Annotated in this window: 23 protein-coding genes; 17 read left to right on the plus strand and 6 right to left on the minus strand. The window is 67.5% G+C overall.

Annotated elements, in window-relative coordinates:
* Positions 1-24: 24 nt before the first annotated feature.
* Both ACZY0X_RS02430 and fadD8 read left to right on the plus strand, forming a co-directional pair.
* On the plus strand, positions 25-477 hold the full coding sequence (locus ACZY0X_RS02430) for a YciI family protein (protein WP_463767996.1): 453 nt from the start codon (positions 25-27) through the stop codon (positions 475-477).
* A 110-nt stretch (positions 478-587) separates the two neighbouring features.
* Positions 588-2,189, plus strand: a complete 1,602-nt coding sequence (gene fadD8 / locus ACZY0X_RS02435) for a fatty-acid--CoA ligase FadD8 (RefSeq protein WP_463767997.1) — start codon at positions 588-590, stop codon at positions 2,187-2,189.
* On the opposite strand, the gene ACZY0X_RS02440 is transcribed toward fadD8, so the two are convergent.
* On the minus strand, positions 2,186-3,025 hold the full coding sequence (locus tag ACZY0X_RS02440; RefSeq protein ID WP_463767998.1) for a GNAT family N-acetyltransferase: 840 nt from the start codon (positions 3,023-3,025) through the stop codon (positions 2,186-2,188). The two genes, fadD8 and ACZY0X_RS02440, sit on opposite strands and share 4 nt — an antisense overlap.
* 43 nt (positions 3,026-3,068) lie before the next feature.
* A complete protein-coding gene (locus ACZY0X_RS02445; protein ID WP_463767999.1) occupies positions 3,069-3,737 on the minus strand; it encodes a FadR/GntR family transcriptional regulator in 669 nt (222 codons plus the stop codon).
* Between the two features lie 107 nt (positions 3,738-3,844).
* Here ACZY0X_RS02445 and ACZY0X_RS02450 point away from each other — a divergent pair, with 107 nt between their 5' ends.
* Genes ACZY0X_RS02450 through ACZY0X_RS02460 form a run of 3 tightly spaced genes read left to right on the plus strand, consistent with a single transcriptional unit; the run spans position 3,845 to position 7,012 of the window.
* Positions 3,845-5,056 carry a CynX/NimT family MFS transporter gene (locus tag ACZY0X_RS02450; protein WP_463768738.1) on the plus strand — a complete coding sequence of 404 codons (1,212 nt, stop codon included), beginning with the start codon at positions 3,845-3,847 and terminating at the stop codon, positions 5,054-5,056.
* A 16-nt stretch (positions 5,057-5,072) separates the two neighbouring features.
* Positions 5,073-6,335, plus strand: coding sequence for an RNA polymerase sigma factor (locus ACZY0X_RS02455; protein ID WP_463768000.1), 1,263 nt, complete (start codon positions 5,073-5,075; stop codon positions 6,333-6,335).
* Positions 6,332-7,012, plus strand: a complete 681-nt coding sequence (locus ACZY0X_RS02460; RefSeq protein WP_463768001.1) for an HAD family hydrolase — start codon at positions 6,332-6,334, stop codon at positions 7,010-7,012. The genes ACZY0X_RS02455 and ACZY0X_RS02460 overlap by 4 nt, the downstream gene beginning before the upstream one ends.
* 13 nt (positions 7,013-7,025) lie before the next feature.
* Here ACZY0X_RS02460 and ACZY0X_RS02465 read toward each other — a convergent pair whose 3' ends face one another.
* Positions 7,026-7,301 (minus strand): hypothetical protein, encoded by a 276-nt coding sequence (locus ACZY0X_RS02465; RefSeq protein ID WP_463768002.1) that lies wholly within the window; start codon positions 7,299-7,301, stop codon positions 7,026-7,028.
* 101 nt (positions 7,302-7,402) lie between these two features.
* Between ACZY0X_RS02465 and ACZY0X_RS02470 the strand changes: the two genes are divergently transcribed.
* The 7 genes from ACZY0X_RS02470 to ACZY0X_RS02500 all read left to right on the plus strand — a co-directional run bounded on the left by ACZY0X_RS02470 (position 7,403) and on the right by ACZY0X_RS02500 (position 12,752).
* Positions 7,403-8,329, plus strand: a complete 927-nt coding sequence (locus ACZY0X_RS02470) for a 1,4-dihydroxy-2-naphthoyl-CoA synthase (RefSeq protein ID WP_463768003.1) — start codon at positions 7,403-7,405, stop codon at positions 8,327-8,329.
* A 105-nt stretch (positions 8,330-8,434) separates the two neighbouring features.
* The gene (locus ACZY0X_RS02475) at positions 8,435-8,869 is read left to right on the plus strand and encodes a hypothetical protein (protein WP_463768004.1); all 435 of its coding nucleotides are present in this window, start codon (positions 8,435-8,437) and stop codon (positions 8,867-8,869) included.
* A 64-nt stretch (positions 8,870-8,933) separates the two neighbouring features.
* Positions 8,934-9,809, plus strand: coding sequence for an SDR family oxidoreductase (locus ACZY0X_RS02480; RefSeq protein WP_463768005.1), 876 nt, complete (start codon positions 8,934-8,936; stop codon positions 9,807-9,809).
* Between the two features lie 30 nt (positions 9,810-9,839).
* Positions 9,840-10,802 (plus strand): ATP-binding cassette domain-containing protein, encoded by a 963-nt coding sequence (locus ACZY0X_RS02485; protein WP_463768007.1) that lies wholly within the window; start codon positions 9,840-9,842, stop codon positions 10,800-10,802.
* A complete protein-coding gene (locus ACZY0X_RS02490; protein ID WP_463768008.1) occupies positions 10,799-11,542 on the plus strand; it encodes an ABC transporter permease in 744 nt (247 codons plus the stop codon). The genes ACZY0X_RS02485 and ACZY0X_RS02490 overlap by 4 nt, the downstream gene beginning before the upstream one ends.
* On the plus strand, positions 11,539-12,330 hold the full coding sequence (locus tag ACZY0X_RS02495; RefSeq protein ID WP_463768009.1) for an ABC transporter permease: 792 nt from the start codon (positions 11,539-11,541) through the stop codon (positions 12,328-12,330). Before ACZY0X_RS02490 ends, ACZY0X_RS02495 begins: the two co-directional genes overlap by 4 nt.
* Positions 12,331-12,365: 35 nt before the next feature.
* Entirely contained in the window at positions 12,366-12,752 is a 387-nt protein-coding gene (locus ACZY0X_RS02500; RefSeq protein ID WP_463768010.1) for a VOC family protein, read from the plus strand.
* 12 nt (positions 12,753-12,764) lie between these two features.
* Here the strand turns inward: ACZY0X_RS02500 and ACZY0X_RS02505 are convergent, their stop codons facing one another.
* Genes ACZY0X_RS02505 through ACZY0X_RS02515 form a run of 3 tightly spaced genes read right to left on the minus strand, consistent with a single transcriptional unit; the run spans position 12,765 to position 14,668 of the window.
* Complete coding sequence (locus tag ACZY0X_RS02505) at positions 12,765-13,070, minus strand: DUF3349 domain-containing protein (protein WP_463768011.1); 306 nt, start codon at positions 13,068-13,070, stop codon at positions 12,765-12,767.
* Between the two features lie 11 nt (positions 13,071-13,081).
* Positions 13,082-13,366, minus strand: a complete 285-nt coding sequence (locus ACZY0X_RS02510) for a hypothetical protein (RefSeq protein ID WP_241401080.1) — start codon at positions 13,364-13,366, stop codon at positions 13,082-13,084.
* Positions 13,367-13,402: 36 nt separating this feature from the next.
* Entirely contained in the window at positions 13,403-14,668 is a 1,266-nt protein-coding gene (locus tag ACZY0X_RS02515) for an anion permease (RefSeq protein ID WP_463768013.1), read from the minus strand.
* Between the two features lie 252 nt (positions 14,669-14,920).
* On the opposite strand from ACZY0X_RS02515, the gene ACZY0X_RS02520 reads away from it, so the two are divergent.
* The 5 genes from ACZY0X_RS02520 (at position 14,921) to ACZY0X_RS02540 (ending at position 18,432) form a co-directional block, all read left to right on the plus strand.
* Positions 14,921-15,229 (plus strand): DUF3349 domain-containing protein, encoded by a 309-nt coding sequence (locus ACZY0X_RS02520; RefSeq protein WP_463768014.1) that lies wholly within the window; start codon positions 14,921-14,923, stop codon positions 15,227-15,229.
* 50 nt (positions 15,230-15,279) lie between these two features.
* Positions 15,280-16,377: an o-succinylbenzoate--CoA ligase gene (menE, locus tag ACZY0X_RS02525; RefSeq protein ID WP_463768739.1), complete on the plus strand. Its 1,098-nt coding sequence runs from the start codon at positions 15,280-15,282 to the stop codon at positions 16,375-16,377.
* Between the two features lie 7 nt (positions 16,378-16,384).
* Positions 16,385-16,999 carry a pyridoxamine 5'-phosphate oxidase family protein gene (locus tag ACZY0X_RS02530; protein WP_463768015.1) on the plus strand — a complete coding sequence of 205 codons (615 nt, stop codon included), beginning with the start codon at positions 16,385-16,387 and terminating at the stop codon, positions 16,997-16,999.
* A 138-nt stretch (positions 17,000-17,137) separates the two neighbouring features.
* Entirely contained in the window at positions 17,138-17,293 is a 156-nt protein-coding gene (locus ACZY0X_RS02535) for a hypothetical protein (protein WP_170314468.1), read from the plus strand.
* Between the two features lie 14 nt (positions 17,294-17,307).
* Positions 17,308-18,432, plus strand: coding sequence for an AI-2E family transporter (locus tag ACZY0X_RS02540; RefSeq protein ID WP_463768016.1), 1,125 nt, complete (start codon positions 17,308-17,310; stop codon positions 18,430-18,432).
* Positions 18,433-18,541: the final 109 nt, after the last annotated feature.

The raw sequence follows: 18,541 nt of genomic DNA on the forward strand, positions 1-18,541 counted from the left end.
AACCGAGCAGAAGGAGACAGAAGAATGTCGCGCTACATGCTGATCATGCGGTCCACCCCCGAGGCCGAGGCCGCCTACGAGAACGTCGACTTCAACGAGATCATCGAGTCGATGGGCCGCTTCAACGAGGAACTCGTGAAGGCCGGTGTGCTGCTGGCCGGTGAGGGTCTGACCGGACCCGAGGAGGGTTTCGTCGTCGACTTCAACGCCGACCCGCCTGTCATCACCGACGGCCCCTACACCGAGGCGAAGGAGCTGTTCAACGGCTTCTGGATCCTTGACGTCTCCTCGAAGGAGGAGGCCAAGCAGTGGGCGCGCAAGGTGCCGCTGGGCCCCGGCGTGAAGCTCGAGGTGCGTCGGGTGTCGGAGACCGACGAGTTCCCGATGGACAACCCGTGGATCGAGAAGGAGATCCAGTGGAAGGCCGACCTGGCCGAGAAGATCGCCGTCCAGGCTCGCAAGGCTGCCGGTCGCTGAGTGATTTCGGCGCGCAAACCCGCGGTGAGCGCGGGTTTGCGCGCCCAAGTCGACGTCTGACGCGGGGCGGCCCTTGTAACTATTTCTGTAACACGTTCTAATCTGAAGCCATGACCGACGCGTTGCTGAGACATCCCCTGCACTCCGGACACCTCACGGTCGGCGCGCTCAAGCGCAACCGGGACAGGCCGGTCCTCTTCCTCGGCGACACCACGCTCACCGGCGGACAGCTCTCCGAGCGCATCAGCCAGTACATTCAGGCATTCGAGGCGCTCGGCGCGGGCACCGGAACCGCGACGGGTCTGCTATCGCTGAACCGCCCCGAGGTCATCATGATCATCGGTGCCGGCCAGACGCAGGGCTACCGCCGCACCGCACTACACCCTCTCGGTTCGCTCGACGACCACGCGTTCGTGCTCTCCGATGCGGGCGTCACGTCGCTCATCATCGACCCGACCCCGATGTTCACCGAGCGCGCGCTTGGCCTGCTGGAGAAGGTGCCCTCGCTCAAGCAGATCCTGACCATCGGCCCCGTGCCGCAGGCGCTGGCCGGTGTGGCCGTCGATCTGGCGGCCGAGGCGGCCACCTACGAGCCCCAGCCACTGCAGGCCGCGGACCTGCCGCTCGACCACATCGGCGGTATGACCTACACCGGCGGCACCACGGGCAGGCCCAAGGGCGTCATGGGTACGACGCAGTCGATCACCACGATGACCACCGCTCAGCTCGCCGAGTGGGAGTGGCCGGAGAACCCGCGGTTCCTGATGTGCACGCCGCTGTCGCACGCGGGCGCGGCGTTCTTCACGCCGGTCATCGTCAAGGGCGGCGAGATGATCGTGCTCTCCAAGTTCGACCCGGCAGAGGTGCTGCGGACGATCGAGGAGCAGAAGATCAGCGCCACGATGCTGGTGCCGTCGATGATCTACGCGCTGATGGACCACCCCGACAGCCACACCCGCGACCTGTCGTCACTGGAGACCGTCTACTACGGCGCATCCGCGATGAACCCGGTGCGCCTGGCGGAGGCGATCCGGCGGTTCGGGCCGATCTTCGCCCAGTACTACGGCCAGTCCGAGGCACCCATGGTCATCACCTACCTGGCCAAGGGCGATCACGACGAGAAGCGGCTCACCTCGTGCGGGCGCCCGACGCTCTTCGCGCGGACCGCACTGCTCGGCGAGGACGGCAACCCGGTACCCCAGGGCGAGGTCGGCGAGATCTGCGTCTCCGGGCCGCTGCTGTGCGGCGGGTACTGGAAGCTGCCCGAGGCCACCGCCGAGACGTTCCGCGACGGCTGGATGCACACCGGCGACCTCGCCCGCGAGGACGAGGACGGGTTCTGGTACATCGTCGACCGGACCAAGGACATGATCGTCACCGGCGGGTTCAACGTGTTCCCGCGGGAGGTGGAAGACGTTGTCGCCGAACACCCCTCGATCGCACAGGTCTGCGTGATCGGCACACCGGATGAGAAGTGGGGCGAGGCCGTCACTGCCGTTGTGGTGCTCCGCCCCGACGCGGCGACCGACGACGCGGCCGTCGCGATCATGACCTCCGAGATCCAGGCCGCCGTCAAGGACCGCAAGGGTTCGGTGCAGGCGCCCAAGCAGGTGATCGTCGTCGACTCCGTGCCGGTGACCGCGCTGGGCAAGCCCGACAAGAAGGCCGTCCGCGCGCAGTTCTGGGAGGGTTCCGGCCGCGCGGTGGGCTAGTGCGCTTCGGGCGCCTTGACCATCACGGCGCGGGTGTAGAGCAGCTGGAAACCCTTGTTCTGCACGTTCTTCTGCGACCGTGAGCCCGGGGCGGTGGTGACCACGGCGATATCGCACTCCGCCGCAGCGGCGTCGCGCAACCTCGCGGTCAACAGCGCTGACTGCGCACCACGGCGCCGAAACGCCGGAGCGGTGGCAGCACCGGTGAGCTGAGCGATGCCGTCGGTCAGACGCACGCTGCCGACTCCGGCGATCACCCCATCGCACAGCGCGACATAGTTTGTCGCGCCTGCCTTCTCGATGTCGCGCATGGCATTCGCGACGACATCTCGGGGGAAATCGTCGAGGTCGGGCACGCCCTCGCCGTCAGGATTGGCGAAGCCCTCGGTGAAAATGGCGACCCACGCGTCGAATTCATCGTCGGTGCGCTTCCGCACGTCGATGTCGAGTGGCGCCTCCGGCTCGATCAGCAGGGAACGCCCGAGTACGTTCTCGAACCCGATCAACCGGTAGCCGCGATCGGACAGCACCGCTGCGACCTCGGGGTCGGCGAGATTGGACAGCTCGACCTGGACGGGAACGCCACAATCGGACAGCGTCCGTTCGATCTGATCCAGCTCCGCGGAGTCGGGAACTCCGTTGAAGCCCACGCCGACGACCTTGTTCATCGGCGAGCCGTCATCGGCGAAACACGCGAAGCCGCCGGCCACGGGCAGCACCATCCCCTGGGCGCCCCGCCGGCCCGCGGCCTCGGTCGCGGCGACGATGAGCTTGGCCTCGGCTACTTCGATGCGCTGCGCGAGTGCCGTGCCGCAAAACAGGGATGTGTTGTTCACGCGCCGATTGTCCACGCTGGACACGCGGCGGGAAACTGATTATTCAGGCGCCGCAGAGCCCCGCGAGGATGCAGTCGAGCAGCTCCCCCGCCGTGTGGGCGGCCAGATCCACGTCGCCGCCCACGATGTGGTCGAGCAGCACGCCGTGGTCGACGATATGCACCGGCGTCTCCTGTGTGCTCGCAATGCTGGCCGTGATGACCTCTATCAGCCCGCGGTACAGCTCGGTCAGAATCGGGTTGTGCGAGCTGGCGACGACAGCCAGATGGAACTCCACGTCGGCGCGCGCGAACTCGTCGGTGCGCCCGTCGCGTACGCACTCGTCGCGGTAATCGAGCAGGGTCCGCAGTTGCGCGATGTCGGCGTCGGTGCGGTTGGCCGCGGCGAGTCTGGCGCCCTCGACCTCAAGGCCACGACGCACCTGGAGGACGTCGCGCAGTTCGGCGCCGCAGAGCCGGCGCAGCGCGCCCGACACCTCGCTCGTGGCCCTGACGTAGGTGCCGTCACCCTGTCGGACCTCGAGGATGCCCGCGTGCGCCAGGGCCCGGACCGCCTCACGCACGGTGTTGCGGCCCACCCCGAGGGACTCGACCAGCACGGCCTCGTTCGGGATGCGCCCGCCGACCGGCCACTCCCCGGCGGCGACCGTCTGCCGAATCTGCTCGATGACCTGGTCGACCAGGCCCGAACGGCGCGCAGTGCTCAATGCCACAGGGACATCCTTTCAACCAATCATGGGATGTATGCGATCCTAGCAGCGTGCACGGTGACAAGCAGGGCAAAGGGACAGACGGCGGTCACGACGACTACGCGACCGAGCTGACCCTCCAACTCGACGGTGCCTCGGAGATCGAGACCAGCCGGGTCCCCGCCATCGCCGGCGGCGTGCTGCTGGCCGTCGCCGTCGTCCTCACCGCACTGAACTTGCGACCCGCCGTCACGAGCGTCGCACCGCTGCTCGACGATATGCGCGCGGACTTGGGCGTCTCGGCGACGTGGGCGGGCCTGCTCACCACGCTGCCCGCGCTGTGCTTCGCCGCCGCAGGCCTCGCCGCCCCCTGGCTGTCGTCACGGATCGGCCTTGGCCGCACCATCTCGGCGGCGCTGGTGGCACTCTCCACGGGCCTGGCATTGCGCGTCGCCGACGGGCCGCACCTCATGATCGGCGCGACGCTCATCGCATGCGCGGGCATCGCCCTGGTCAACGTGCTGATCCCCGTCGTCATCAAGGGATCTTTTCCCGCCCGGGTCGGGCTGATGACGGGCATCTACACCGCCGCCCTACAGGGTGGTGGCGCGCTCGGGTCCGCGGTGACACCCGGTCTGGAGGAACCGGTCGGCGGTTGGCGCCCAGCCCTGGCGCTCTGGGCCGTCGTCGCAATCATCGCCCTGGTGGCGTGGATACCGGCCTCGCGACGCCACCGCGGCGCGTGGGTCCTCAGCACCCAGCCGTCAGGTGAGCGCCGGTCGCTACTGCGCAGCCGGCTGGCCTGGACCGTGACCCTGTTCTTCGGCTGCCAGTCCTTCATGGCCTACATCGTGATGGGTTGGCTGCCACAGGTTTTCATCGACAACGGGATCGACAAGTTGCAGGCGGGAATCCTGGTAGGCCTGTCATCGCTGATCGGGGTGCCGGTCGCGTTGGTGCTCACGCCGCTGGCCGCGCGCAGCTCCAGCCAGAGCGGATGGATCCTCGGACTCGGCGCACTCGGCATCTCCGGGGCCGTCGGCCTGATGATCGCACCGGCGGCACAACCGATCCTGTGGAGCATCCTGATCGGCATCGGTATGAGCGTCTTCTCGATGGCACTGGCGGTGATCGCGCTGCGCTCGCGAAACGCCGGGGACACCGTGCAACTGTCCGGAATGGCACAGGGATTCGGCTACCTGATCGCGGCCATCGGCCCCTTCCTGTTCGGCCTGCTTCATGACGTCTCACACGGGTGGACGCTGCCCTGGGCGATGTTCCTCTCGGTCTACGTCGTCCAGATGTGCGCAGGCGCCCTGGCGGGACGCAACCGGTACGTCTAACCGCCTGCGCGGCACAATGGTGGGCGTGAGCGCCGCCGACGTCCAGCAGACCGTGGACGCGGTGTGGCGCATGGAGGCGGCCAAGATCGTCGCAACGCTGACCCGCGCTGTCGGCGACGTCGGCCTCGCGGAGGACCTGGCTCAGGAAGCGCTCGTCGACGCGCTCGCGCAATGGCCCACATCCGGCGTGCCGCGCAATGCGGGTGCCTGGCTGACCACCGTCGCCAAGCGCAAGGCCGTCGACCAGTGGCGCAGGCAGGATCGCCTGGATACCAGGTACACCGCGCTGGCCCGCGACCTGCAAACGCAAAGCCACACGGAACTGGCATGGGATCCCGACCGCATCGACGATGACGTGCTGCGGCTGATCTTCATCTCGGCGCACCCGGCGCTGTCGCGAGAGAATCAGATCGCGCTGACGCTGCGCGTCGTCGGCGGTCTGACCACTGAGGAGATCGCGCAGGCATTCCTGGTGCCGAAGGCGACCATCGCCCAGCGCATCGTGCGGGCCAAGAAGACCCTGCGCGACGCGGGCGCCCCGTTCGAGGTGCCCGACCCATCGGAGTACCCGACACGATTGTCGGCTGTCCTGAGCGTCATCTACCTCATCTACAACGAGGGCTACTCGGCGTCCTTCGGCCAGCGCTGGATTCGCGACGAATTGTGCACCGAGGCACTGCGTCTGGGACGTGCACTCGCCGCCCTGGTACCCGAGCGCGCCGAGGCGCAGGGACTGGTCGCGCTGATGGAGTTCCAGTCCTCACGGTTCGCCGCCCGCACCGATGCCGGTGGCAGGCCGATCCTGCTCGAGGATCAGGACCGCACCAGGTGGGACCGCGCGCAGATCAACCGGGGCGTGGCGGCACTCGAGCGGGCCGCTACGGCGTTGCAGCGCAACGGCACCGGCTGGGGCCCCTACGCACTGCAGGCCGCACTGGCCGAGTGTCATGCCGTCGCACCGACCACGGCCGACACCGACTGGGCGCGCATCGTCACACTGTACGACGGCCTGCTGCAGATGTCGCCGTCCCCGGTGGTCGAACTGAACCGGGCGGTCGCCGTCGCGATGGACTCCGGCCCCCAGACCGCGCTGGCGATCGTCGACGGCATCACCGGACTCGACGGCAGCTACCTGCTGCCCAGCGTCCGGGGCGAACTACTGGCGCGCATCGGACGACGCGATGAGGCCGCCGCCCAGTTCGACGCGGCAGCGGCGCTCACCGACAACGAAGCGGAACGAGACATCTTGGCGGACAAGGCGAATAGGGCAAGGGCATGATCAGCGCGGTACTCTTCGACTTCTCTGGAACGCTCTTCCGACTTGAGGAGGACGACAGCTGGTTCGCCGGCATCAAGGTCGATGAGCAGGTCGTCGACGGTCATGTGCAGGCCGAGTTGATGCGGCGGCTGACCGCACCCACCGGACGCTCCGTCGACATGAACGATGAGCAGTACCGCAACTGGATGAACCGGGATCTGGAACCGCATCTGCACCGCGAGGCCTACCTGCATGTGCTTCGCGAGTCCGGGGTCGCCGATCACCAGGCCGAGGCGCTCTACGAACTTCTCATCGACCCGGCCAGCTGGACGGCCTACCCCGACACCGCCACGGTGCTCACCGGCTTGCACCGCAAGGGCATCCGGATCGCGGTGGTGTCCAATATCGCCTTCGATGTGCGGCCGGCGTTCGCGCGGCTCGGCGTGCTCGAGGTCGTCGACGAGTTCGTGCTGTCATTCGAAGGGGGTGCAGTCAAGCCGAATTCGGAGATCTTCCAGACGGCACTCACGGCGCTGGGGGCGCCAGCGCAGGACACGCTGATGGTCGGTGACAGTGAGGAGGCCGACGGTGGCGCCCGCGCGCTCGGCTGCCGGTTCGCACTCGTCGACCCCCTGCCCACCGATCAGCGACCCGACGGCCTCGTCAGGGCGCTGACCTCGGCGGGCATCGCACTCTAGCCCCGGCCTGCACTCAGAGGTGCGGGGCCTCCTTGATGGTGCTGTCCTGCTTGCCGGTCGTCTGACAGAACGCCTGAACCGACAACCGTGTGCCGGTGATCTCCAGCGATGCCGGGTCCGCACCCTTCTCGTCCTTCAGCATCTTGTTGATCGCCTCGTTCTGGGTCTTCTCGTCGGCACCCACGAAGTCCTTGCACTTGGTGTCTCCACCCTGGACCGACGGCGAGCATCCCACCAGCATCAGGCCGGCAATCACGCCCGAAACCAATACCCCTGCTGACCGCTTCATCCTGGTCCTCCTAGTTCGTGGCGCGACGTACGCGCCGTTGCGGCCAGTTAGTACCCCTAGGAGCTTCCTGTGAAACCCGGACGGCCCTTAAGGTCGTCTTCGTGAGCGACACCGCAGGCACCGACAATCCGTTCGACCCGTCACAGTGGCGACCCGTCGCAGGTTTCGACCTGACCGACCTGACTTACCACCGGCACGTCGCCGACGGCGTCCCGCAACCGACGGTCCGCATCGCGTTCGACCGCCCCGAGGTGCGCAACGCGTTTCGGCCGCACACCGTCGACGAGCTCTACCGGGTGCTCGACCACGCCCGCATGTCACCGGATGTCGGCGTGGTCCTGCTCACCGGCAACGGCCCGTCGCAGAAGGACGGCGGCTGGGCGTTCTGCTCGGGCGGCGACCAACGCATCCGCGGCCGCACCGGCTACCAGTACGCGTCGGGCGAGACCGCGGAGACCGTGGATCCCGCCCAGGCCGGCCGGTTGCACATCCTCGAGGTGCAGCGCCTCATCCGGTTCATGCCCAAGCCGGTCATCTGCCTGGTCAACGGGTGGGCCGCCGGCGGCGGGCACAGCCTGCACGCGGTGTGCGATCTGACGCTGGCCAGCCGCGAGCATGCCCGGTTCAAGCAGACCGACGCCGACGTCGGCAGTTTCGACGGCGGCTACGGCAGCGCCTACCTGGCCCGGCAGACCGGTCAGAAGTTCGCCCGCGAGATCTTCTTCCTGGGCCGCCCCTACACCGCCGAGCAGATGTTCGCGATGGGCGCGGTCAACGAGGTGGTCGATCACGCCGAGCTGGAGAACGTGGCGCTGCAATGGGCCCGCGAGATCAACGGCAAGTCGCCGCAGGCGATCCGGATGCTGAAGTTCGCGTTCAACCTTCTCGACGACGGCCTGGTGGGCCAGCAGATCTTCGCCGGGGAGGCGACCCGGTTGGCCTATATGACCGACGAGGCCGTCGAGGGCCGGGACGCGTTCCTAGAGAAGCGTGACCCCGACTGGTCGCAATCACCCCGCTACTTCTAGCGATTTCGGCGCGGTTTCGTTCGCGGAGCGACGGAAAACGCGCCGAAATCGCTCCAAGCTTGGAAGGGTCCGAGCATCGAAATCGAAACCACCGTCACCAAGTGGGTGATCGCCGTCCTCGGCGTGGCCATCATCGTCGCGGGCATCGCGCTGCCGTGGTTCCACGCCGCCGGGGTCAACGGCTCCGCCGACATGGCGGGGTGGGGCGCGTGGACGCGCTCGGGTGAGGTCGACGCGAGCCTGCGACCGCTGCCGCTGGCGCTGCTGGTCCTCATACCCGCGGCCGTCATGATCTGGGGAGCACTGCGGGAGTCGTTCGGCATCGCGGTCATCGGTTCGATGGCCACGTTCGCCGGCGGACTCATGCCGTTCATGCTGATGCCCGTCGCGGACCGGCGTGCACCCGGCCGTGATGCCGTGGGCATCGCGGTCGCGTCGGGGCCGCAGGTCGTCGTCGCGATCGCCCTGGTTGTCACGACGATCTGCTGGATTGGCTACGCGCGCTGCGTGTTACGTCCCGCACCGCGCGCCGAGTCATGACGGTGCGCCGCTGGCGGGCACCGCGAGCAGGTGGTCACGGCCCAACGGCCTAAGCTCGGTGGCCGTGAGCAAGAACCCGCTGCGCCGCCTCTCCGAGAGCCTGCTGCTGACCAGCATGCGCCCTTCGATCACCGAACAACTGCTCGGGCCAAGACGCGATATCGAACTGGCGGGCAAACGCATTCTTGTCACCGGCGCCTCATCGGGTATCGGCGAGGCGGGTGCGCGCAAGCTGGCGCAGACGGGTGCCACCGTGATCCTGGTGGCCCGCCGTCAGGAACTTCTCGACGGCGTCGTCGATGACATCACCGCCGCGGGCGGTCAGGCGTCGGCGTATGCGTGTGACCTGTCCGACCTCGACGCCGTCGATGACCTGGTGGCAGGAGTCGAGAAGCGCTATGGCGGTATCGACGTGCTGGTGAACAACGCCGGCCGCTCCATCCGCCGGCCGCTGGCCGAGTCGCTGGAACGCTGGCACGACGTCGAACGCACGATGACGCTGAACTACTACAGCCCGCTGCGCCTGATCCGGGGGTTCTGCCCCGGTATGCGGGAACGCGGCGACGGCCACGTCATCAACGTCTCGACATGGGGCGTGCTGAGCGAGTCCTCTCCCCTGTTCGCGGTGTACAACGCCTCGAAGGCCGCGCTGACCGCCGTGAGCCGGGTGATCGAGACCGAGTGGGCCGCCGACGGCGTGCACGCCACCACGCTGTTCTATCCGCTCGTGAAGACGCCGATGATCGCGCCGACGCGTGCCTATGACGGGCTTCCCGGGCTGAGCGCGGAGGAGGCCGCCGACTGGATGGTGACCGCGGCGCGACACCAGCCGTTGCGGATCGCACCGCGGATGGCGCTCACCGCGGGCATCGTCAACAGCTTCGCGCCCGCCGCCGTCGACGCGGTGATGAAGCGCCAGCGCGTCCAGCCCGGGGGATGATTAGTTAGGTTAGGCTGCCATACTCTTCGCGTGCCTGACCTAGCGATCCAACTCGACGCCGTCACCAAGCGGTTCGGCGACCATCAGGCTCTTCGCGGCGTCACGTTCTCCGCGCCGATGGGTTCGGTCCTCGGCGTGCTTGGTCCCAATGGCGCGGGCAAGACCACCACGATCAACATCCTCTCGACATTGACCCAGCCGTCCGGCGGTACGGCCACGGTCGCCGGGTTCGACGTCGTGAAGCAGGCCAAGAGGGTCCGTGCCGCTATCGGCCTCACCGGTCAGTACGCCGCCGTGGACGAATTGCTCACCGGCCGCGAGAACCTCGTCCTGTTCGCACGGCTGCGCGGTATGGACCGCCGACAGGCCCGCGAACGCGCCGACGAGATGCTGGCGACGTTCAGCCTGTCCGACGCCGGCGATAAGCGCGTGACGACGTACTCCGGCGGTATGCGACGGCGCGTCGACATCGCCTGCGGGCTGGTCGTGCCGCCGAAGGTGGTGTTCCTCGATGAGCCGACCACAGGCCTGGATCCCCGGAGCCGCCGCGAGGTCTGGGACCTGGTCGGCTCGCTGTCCGACCAGGGCATCACCACGCTGCTGACGACGCAGTACCTCGAGGAGGCCGATGCGCTGTCCGACAGCATCGTCGTCATCGACCGCGGCCAGGTCATCGCCGACGGCACCCCCGAGGAGCTCAAGAACAAGGTCGGCGGCACCTTCTGCCAGGTCACCCCGGCCAACCTCGCCGACGTGCCGCGCATCGCCACCGCGCTGGCCGGCTTGGGGGTCGCAGGGGCCGGGCTGGAGACCGACGAGGACGGCGGAACCGTGTCGGTGCCCGCTCCCGACGGCGTCGCGACGCTGACCGATGTGCTGCGGCGGGTCAACGACATTGGCGTCGAACTCAACGACGTGTCGCTGCGTAAGCCATCGCTGGATCAGGTGTTCTTCACGTTGACCGGGGCGCCAGTGCAGGACACAGGAGCGTGAGCGCTCTTCGCGCCCTGACCGAGCGGTCGGTGCTCGACACCGTGCGCGACGGCGACCTGATCTTCGCCATAGGCGGTCCGATCGCGTTCTTCCTGTGCTTCAACGTCACGCTGCGCAACGTCATCGATACGGGCGACATCGGCTACCCGCAGTACATCCTGCCGGTGATCGTCGTGCAGGCGATGATCTTCACCGCGATGACGACGGCCGACCGGGCCGCGCGAGATCATCTGAGCGGCATGGGCATTCGACTGCGCAGCCTGCCCATCTCGGCACTGGTCCCTGTCACCGCGCGGATGCTGTCGGCGCTGATCCGCGCGAGCGCCGCACTTATCGCGTCGATTGCCATCGGCTACGTGTTCGGCTTCCGGTTCGAGGGCCACCTCGGGCACGCCCTGGCGTTCTGCGCCATCGCCCTTGTGCTGTCGTTGGCGCTGTCACTGGGCGCCGACGCGCTGGGATCGGTGGCCACCAATGCCGAGGCTGCCGGGCAGACTCTGCTGATCCCGCAACTGCTGCTGGTGATGCTCTCGACGGGTATCGCACCCACCGCGGCCTTCCCGGGCTGGCTGGGATGGTTCGTTTCCTACCAACCGGTCTCGAAGATCGCGGGCACTTTGCGCGATCTGGCTGGGGGCGATGTGCAGGGCGGCGCACTGCTCGTCACCCTGGCGTGGTGCGCAGGCCTGCTGGTGGCATTCGGCGGGATCGCGCTACGGATGCAGCGGAGGAACGTGTGAGCACCCAGACCGAGTACGCGAGCACGTTCGCCCAGCAGAATCGCCTGCAGGCCGGCCGGCTGCTGCGTCGCTGGACACGCGAACCCGTCGTCCTGGTGCAGGCGCTCATCTTCCCGACGTTCCTGTTGGTCGTCTACAAGTTGGTGATCGGCGAGTCCGTCATCAACCTCACCGGCAGCAACAGCCTCTACGGGCTGGTGCCCATGTGCGCGATCGTCGGCGCGATGTTCGGTGCGATCGGCGCGGGTGCATCGCTGCCCGACGAACGCAGCTCGGGGCTGATGAGCCGGCTGTGGGCGCTGCCGGTGCACCGGGCCAGCGCACTGTCGGGTCGCCTGCTGGCCGAGGCGGGACGCGCGCTCGTCGGCGCGATCGCCATCACCGCCGTCGGTATCGCAATGGGGCTGCGCCTGAACCAGGGTTGGCTTGCCGCAATCGGATTCGTGCTCATCCCGGTGCTGATGGTGATCGGCTTCGCGACGGTCATCATCGCCGTCGGTGTGCAGGCGGGCGGCAAGAACATCATCACTGGCCTGTCGGCGGTGTGCTTCCTGCTGCTGTTCTTCAACTCCGGCATGGTGCCGATCGATGTGTTCCCCGGCTGGTTGCAGCCGGTGGTGGCCGCTCAGCCGATGTCGCCGGCCATCGAGGCGATGCGCGGCCTTTCCGAGGGCGGGCCGACGCTGTGGCCCGTGCTGCAGTCGGTGGCCTGGGTTATCGGGCTGATGGCGGTGTTCGGGCCAATCGCGGTGCGGGGCTATCGCATCGCCGCCGAATCCGGAGCCTGACACGCGAGCCGCGACCGTGTGTTAGAACCGACGGTGTGGAGATTCTCGCCAGTCGCGTCCTGTTCCGGCCGGCGGACTACCAGAGGTCGGTGACGTTCTACCGCGACGACATCGGTCTGGCCATCGCCCGCGAATACGGTGGCGGCACGGTGTTCTACGCCGGGCAGTCGTTGATCGAACTGGCCGGCCACGGTGAGCACAACCACGACGCAGGACCGTTCCCCGGCGCGCTGTGGCTACAGGTGCGCGACGTCTACGCGACGCAGACCGAACTACAGAGCCGCGACGTGCCGATCGCCCGGGAGGCCCGCCAAGAACCGTGGGGTCTGCACGAGATGCACGTGACCGACCCCGACGGCGTCACCCTGATCTTCGTCCAGGTCCCCGAGACCCATCCGCTGCGACGCGACGCCAGGAGCTGACCGGGAAAGTGCTCAGCGAGCGGGCGTGGCCAGCGGCCATCCCACCGAGGCGAGCCGCGACGCGACCTGATGGATCTCCTCGGGGTTGGGTTCCTTCTCGATAACGGCGTGCACGGCCCTGCGGATCTCGGCCTCGGTGACGGTGTCGGCGTCGGTGGACCTCAGAATCGACTGCGCCGCACTGATGACCTCATCCTCCGTCAGCGACCGCTTCAGCAGCGCGAGCAACGGGAAGTAGTCCTTCTGCGGCACACCCTCCGGATAGCCCTCGTGCAGCCACGCGAGCACGTTGTCCATGAGGCCCTGGTTGTCTGCCATCGATTACGCCTTTACTTCGCCGGGATGAAGGGGACGGGATTGAATCCGAAGTGGTGCTCGATGGTGGTGCGTGTGATCCACAGCAGCGCGATCACGATGACCGCCGCGACCAACGCGAACAGCAGCAGCCCCAAGTACTTCAGCACCGGGTTGGGAGCGTGTGTGGTGCCGTCGGCGTCGGTATTGCCCGCACCCGCCGAATAGGCCACCAGGCCGTAGGCGAACATCGCCGGCAGCCCCGCCCCGAGGATCAGGCCCACCACGAGCACCGTGAAGACGCTTTCCAGATAGATCACTTCAACGCTTCCTTCATTAGTGGGTGGTCAGCCGGATCAGACGGCGGCCGAGTCCTTCGGCGTGACGGCGGGGTCCTTGGGCGGGACGGCGGCCTCGCGGACATCGGCGGGGATCACCGAGTTGGTGGAGTCATCCCAGTCGGCGTTGACGTTGGAGCTGTCCACCTTCTGCTGCTGGGCGCGCCACCACATGTAGAACGACAGGCCCACCAGGATGAGGAAGATCAGCCCGTCGCCCACCAGCTGCGTGGTGAAGCCGGCCACCGAGTGCGACAGCCAGAAGGCCAGCGCGCCGACGATGCCCGCGGCGGGCAGCGTGACGAGCCAGGCCAGCGCCATGCGGCCGGCGACGGCCCAGCGCACCTGGGCGCCGGGCTTTCCGACTCCGCTGCCCAGGATCGAGCCGGTCGCCACGTGCGTGGTGGACAGCGCCATACCCGCGGCGCTGGAACTCAGGATGATGGCCGCGGAGGACGCCTCGGCGGCGAAGCCCTGCGGGGACTCGATCTCGACGAGCCCCTTGCCCAGCGTGCGGATGACGCGCCAGCCACCGAGGTAGGTGCCGAGTCCGATGGCCAGCGCGCAGGACGCGATGATCCAGAACGGCAGGCCGTCCTCCTTGACATCACCCGTCAGATGGCCGGTGGTGATGAGCGCGAGCGCGATGACGCCCATGGTCTTCTGCGCGTCGTTGGTGCCGTGCGACAGCGCGACCAGCGATGCCGTGGCGATCTGCCCCCAGCGGAAGCCATCCTCACGGCGCTTCTTCACGACCTTGCGAGTGATCCGGTAGACCAGCCACGTGCCGCAGGCCGCGACGAGGCCGGCGATCAGAGGGGCCGCGACGGCGGGGATCAGCACCTTCTGAGTGACGCCCGCCCAGTTGACGCCGGCCAGCCCGACGGCGGCCATACCCGCGCCGATGAGGCCGCCGAACAGGGCGTGCGACGAGCTCGAGGGGATGCCGAACAACCAGGTCAGGAGGTTCCACAGGATGCCGCCGATCAGGCCGGCGAAGATGATCGTCAAACCCGTCGAGGCATCGATGTTCGGCAGCAGCGTGCCGGTCTTGGTGTCCTGGATCCTCAGCACCGAGGTCGTCACGGTCAGCGCCACCTCGACGGAGAGGAAGGCGCCGACGAGGTTCAGCACGCCGGCGAGCAGGACCGCCGTCTTCGGCTTGAGCGCACGCGTGGCGATCGACGTCGCCATGGCATTCCCCGTGTCGTGGAAGCCGTTCGTGAAGTCGAAGGCCAGTGCCGTGGCGATCAACAACACGAGGATGATCAGCTCTGCGCTCATGGCGCTCATTCTGTGCGATTCTCAGCAAGTTTGACCAGCCGACAGGCGGGCAAGTTCGACGGGTTACCTGGGCAAACGCCGGCTGACAGAATCCGTTCATCCACTGTTCATCTAGGCGGCCCGATGCGTTCGCCGATTGCGCTGCCTTTCGTCGGCCCGCAGCGCTCGAGGAGGCCCATCCTCGGGGTCACCATTACGATCGATCTGTCATGAAGCCGGGCGGAACCGCCGCCCGGCGGGGAGTTCTGAGAAGTGAACGGATTTCTCGCCAAGATCGTGGCGTGGCTCAATGCCGGGTACCCCGAGGGAGTGCCCGGCGCCGATCGGGTGCCGCTACTGGCCCTGCTGACCCGCAGGCTCACCAGTGACGAAGTCAGGACGGTGGCCCAGGATCTGATGGATCGTGGTGAGTTCGACCACGTCGACATCGGCGTCCTCATCACCGGAATCACTGACGAGTTGCCGCTGCCGCAGGACGTCGAGCGGGTCCGGGAGCGCCTGGCCGTCGCCGGCTGGCCACTGGACGATCCGCGTGACGATGAACCGGAGACCTCGCCATAGCTGTCCTACGCGCCGTCGTCGTACCGCCCGCGCCGTCGGCCGCCGCGCTGATCGCCGCCCTCGAGGGCGTCCTGGACGGCCGGGAGTCCGGGATCGCGCTGGTGCCCGCCGCCCAACAGGAGGCCGAGCTGCTCACCACGGCCCTGCGGGTGGGCGAGGATGTCGACGACGACGTCGCGGTCATCGTGTCGACATCGGGCACGACGGGAATTCCCAAGGGGGCCATGCTGACCGCGGCCGCACTGATCGCGAGCGCGGATGCCACTCACGAACGGCTCGGCGGTCCAGGCACGTGGCTGCTGGCATTGCCGGCCCACCACGTCGCCGGGCTTCAGGTGGTGGTTCGCAGCATCATCTCCGGGACCGTTCCCGTCGTGCTGGACCCGAGCTTCACCGCTGCCGAGCTGCCAGCGGCTATCGACGCCATGGGATCCGGACGCCGGTATGCCTCGCTGGTGGCCGTGCAACTGGACAAGGCACTGAGCGATCCGGAGGCGACGTCGGCGCTGGCGAAGTTGGACGCCGTGCTGATCGGCGGCGGGCCGCTGCCCGGGACGATTCGCGAAAGAGCAACGGCGGCAGGTATTTCAATAGTTCGCACCTACGGCATGAGCGAGACCGCGGGCGGATGTGTGTACGACGGCGTGGCGCTGCAGGGGGTCCGGGTACGGGTCGGCGACGACGGCCGCGTGGCGCTCGGCGGCGACACCATCGCCAAGGGCTACCGGAATCCGACCGATCCCGACCCGTTCGCCGAGACCGGCTGGTTTCAGACCGATGATGTTGGTGTGCAGGATGATTCGGGCGTACTGCAGATAGTCGGCAGGATCGACGACGCCATCAGTACCGGCGGGCTCACGGTCATGCCCACGCTGGTCGAGGCCGCACTCGCCACTCATCCCGCCATCGCCGACTGTGCTGTGTTCGGCGTCACCGACGCGCGCCTCGGGCAGCGGGTGGCGGTCGCGGTGGTGCTGGCCACAGGCGCGGGTGCGCCGACGCCCGCCGAACTGCGCGCGCATGTCACCGCGACGCTGGATGCCACCGCGGCGCCGCGCGAGGTGCACGTCGTCGACCAGGTGCCACGCCGGGGCATCGGCAAGGTGGACCGACGGGAGCTCACAAAACGATTCGACACCGGTGGATGATGGAATCATGCGCCGTGACGTCACCACCGCCGAGGAACTCCGCGCGATCGTCGGGCAGCCCGTGCCCGCCGTCGCGAACAAGGTGAAGAGCAGGCTCTCAGCCGCACAGCAGAACTGGCTGTCGCACTCACCGCTTGGCTTCATCGCCACCACCGACGCCGACGGCCGCGTGGACGTCTCCCCCAAGGGCGATCCGCCGGGTTTCGTGCACATCATCGACGACGTCACCATCGCGATTCCCGAGCGGCCCGGCAACAAGCGCGTCGACGGCTACCTCAACGTGCTGCAGCGCCCGCACGTCGGCACGGTGTTCGTAATACCCGGCCGCGGGGACACCCTGCGGATCAACGGCACCGCACGGGTCCTGGCCGACGCCGACTACTTCGACCAGATGGTCGTTGACGGCAAGCGGCCGATCCTGGCATTGGAGATCGCCGTCGAGGAGGTGTTCTTCCACTGCGCCAAGGCCTTTCTGCGCTCAGACGCGTGGAGGCCCGACACCTGGAACCCGACCGCGGTGCCCAGCGTGGCGCAGCTCGCCAAGGCCATCAAGCCCGATATGAGCGACGAACAACTCGAGGAGTACTACGCCGAGGACAATTTGCGCAGGATCCTCTACTAGGGGCCGGTGCCCCAGGACGCGAAGGAGAGCGCTGAGCTTTCTGTGAAACCAGATAACCAGCGCGGGTTTGAATTTGACGGATTGGGTAATTCCGTCATGGCAAAACGCAACTCATCACGTCTAACGATAGGAACGGCCATGATCGTCCTTGGCGTCATTCTCCTCCTGATCGGCTACTTCACCAGCCTGTCAATCCTGTACACGATCGGCGCGATCCTCGTCGTCGTGGGCGTAGTCCTCTGGATCCTGGGCGCGGTCGGCCGTCCCGTCGGCGGCCGAAAGGTCTGGTTCTAGCGCAGCCCCCTGATATGACCACCGCCGCGGGGCGCGACGATCGGGCGGTCAGCCCGATCGTTCGCGCCGCCGCGGCTTGGTCGTGGCGACTGCTGGTCATCGCCGCGGTCGCACTGGTCGCCCTGGAGGTCATCAGCCGCCTTGGCGTCGTCTTCGTCCCCATCGCGCTCGCCCTCGTCTTCACCTCACTGTTGTTACCCGCCGTCGACTTTCTCGACCGGTACGGCGCGGCGCGCGGGGGCGCCGTTGCGTTCGTCCTCGTCCTCGGCCTCGCCGTACTGCTCGGGGTCCTCACCTTTGTGGTGAACCAATTCATTGACGGTGCACCACAACTCGTCGACGAGGTCACCCGAAGCATCGACAGCACGCGGGACTGGCTGATCAACGGTCCCGCCGACTTGAGTGCTGACCAGATCAATCGCGCCGGTGACACCGTCATCGACGCGCTGCAGAACAATCAGACGCAGCTGACGTCAGGGGCGCTGTCGACCGCGGGCACCATCGCCGAGATCCTCACCGGCGCACTGCTCTGTCTTTTCACCGTCATCTTCTTCCTCCTCGGCGGCCGCGGCATATGGGAGTTCGTGACCCGGCTGATCCCACGCGATCAGCGATCCCGTGTTCGGGAGGCTGGAGCGGCCGGATTTCGCTCGCTGACCGGTTTCGCACGAGCGACATCACTGGTGGCCCTCGTCGATGCTGTCGCCATTGGCAGCGGCCTCGCGATCATGGGGATTCCCCTCGCGCTGCCGCTGGCCTCGCTGATCTTTCTCGGCGCGTTCGTCCCCGTGGTCGGCGCGTTGGTGACTGGATTCCTGGCGGTTATCGTCGCGCTACTGGCCAAGGGACTGGTGTACGCGCTGATCACGCTTGCCCTGATCATCGCCGTGATGCAACTCGAGGCTCACGTCCTGCAACCACTGGTGATGGGGCACGCGGTGTCACTGCACCCACTGGCCGTGGTCATCGGCATCACCGCCGGTGGCGTTCTCTACGGTGTGATCGGCGCACTGCTCGCGGTGCCCGCCATCGCCTTCTTCAACAGCTTCGTGCGCGTCCTGGTCGCCGAGGACCCCGATGCACGGGCCGAGGCTCTCGAAGCCGATGACGGTCCGCTCGTCGATGCCGACGCGGGTTGACGCTCGAAGCGCCAAACGCCCCGCCACCCGCGTCTCTCGGCCAGCCGTACAGCGCCCCCAAACCCGGTTTGTCCGGGCAGCGAGCGGGCACCCATCAGGGGTTAAACGA

The sequence above is a fragment of the Mycobacterium sp. IDUB_39 genome (assembly GCF_055419205.1).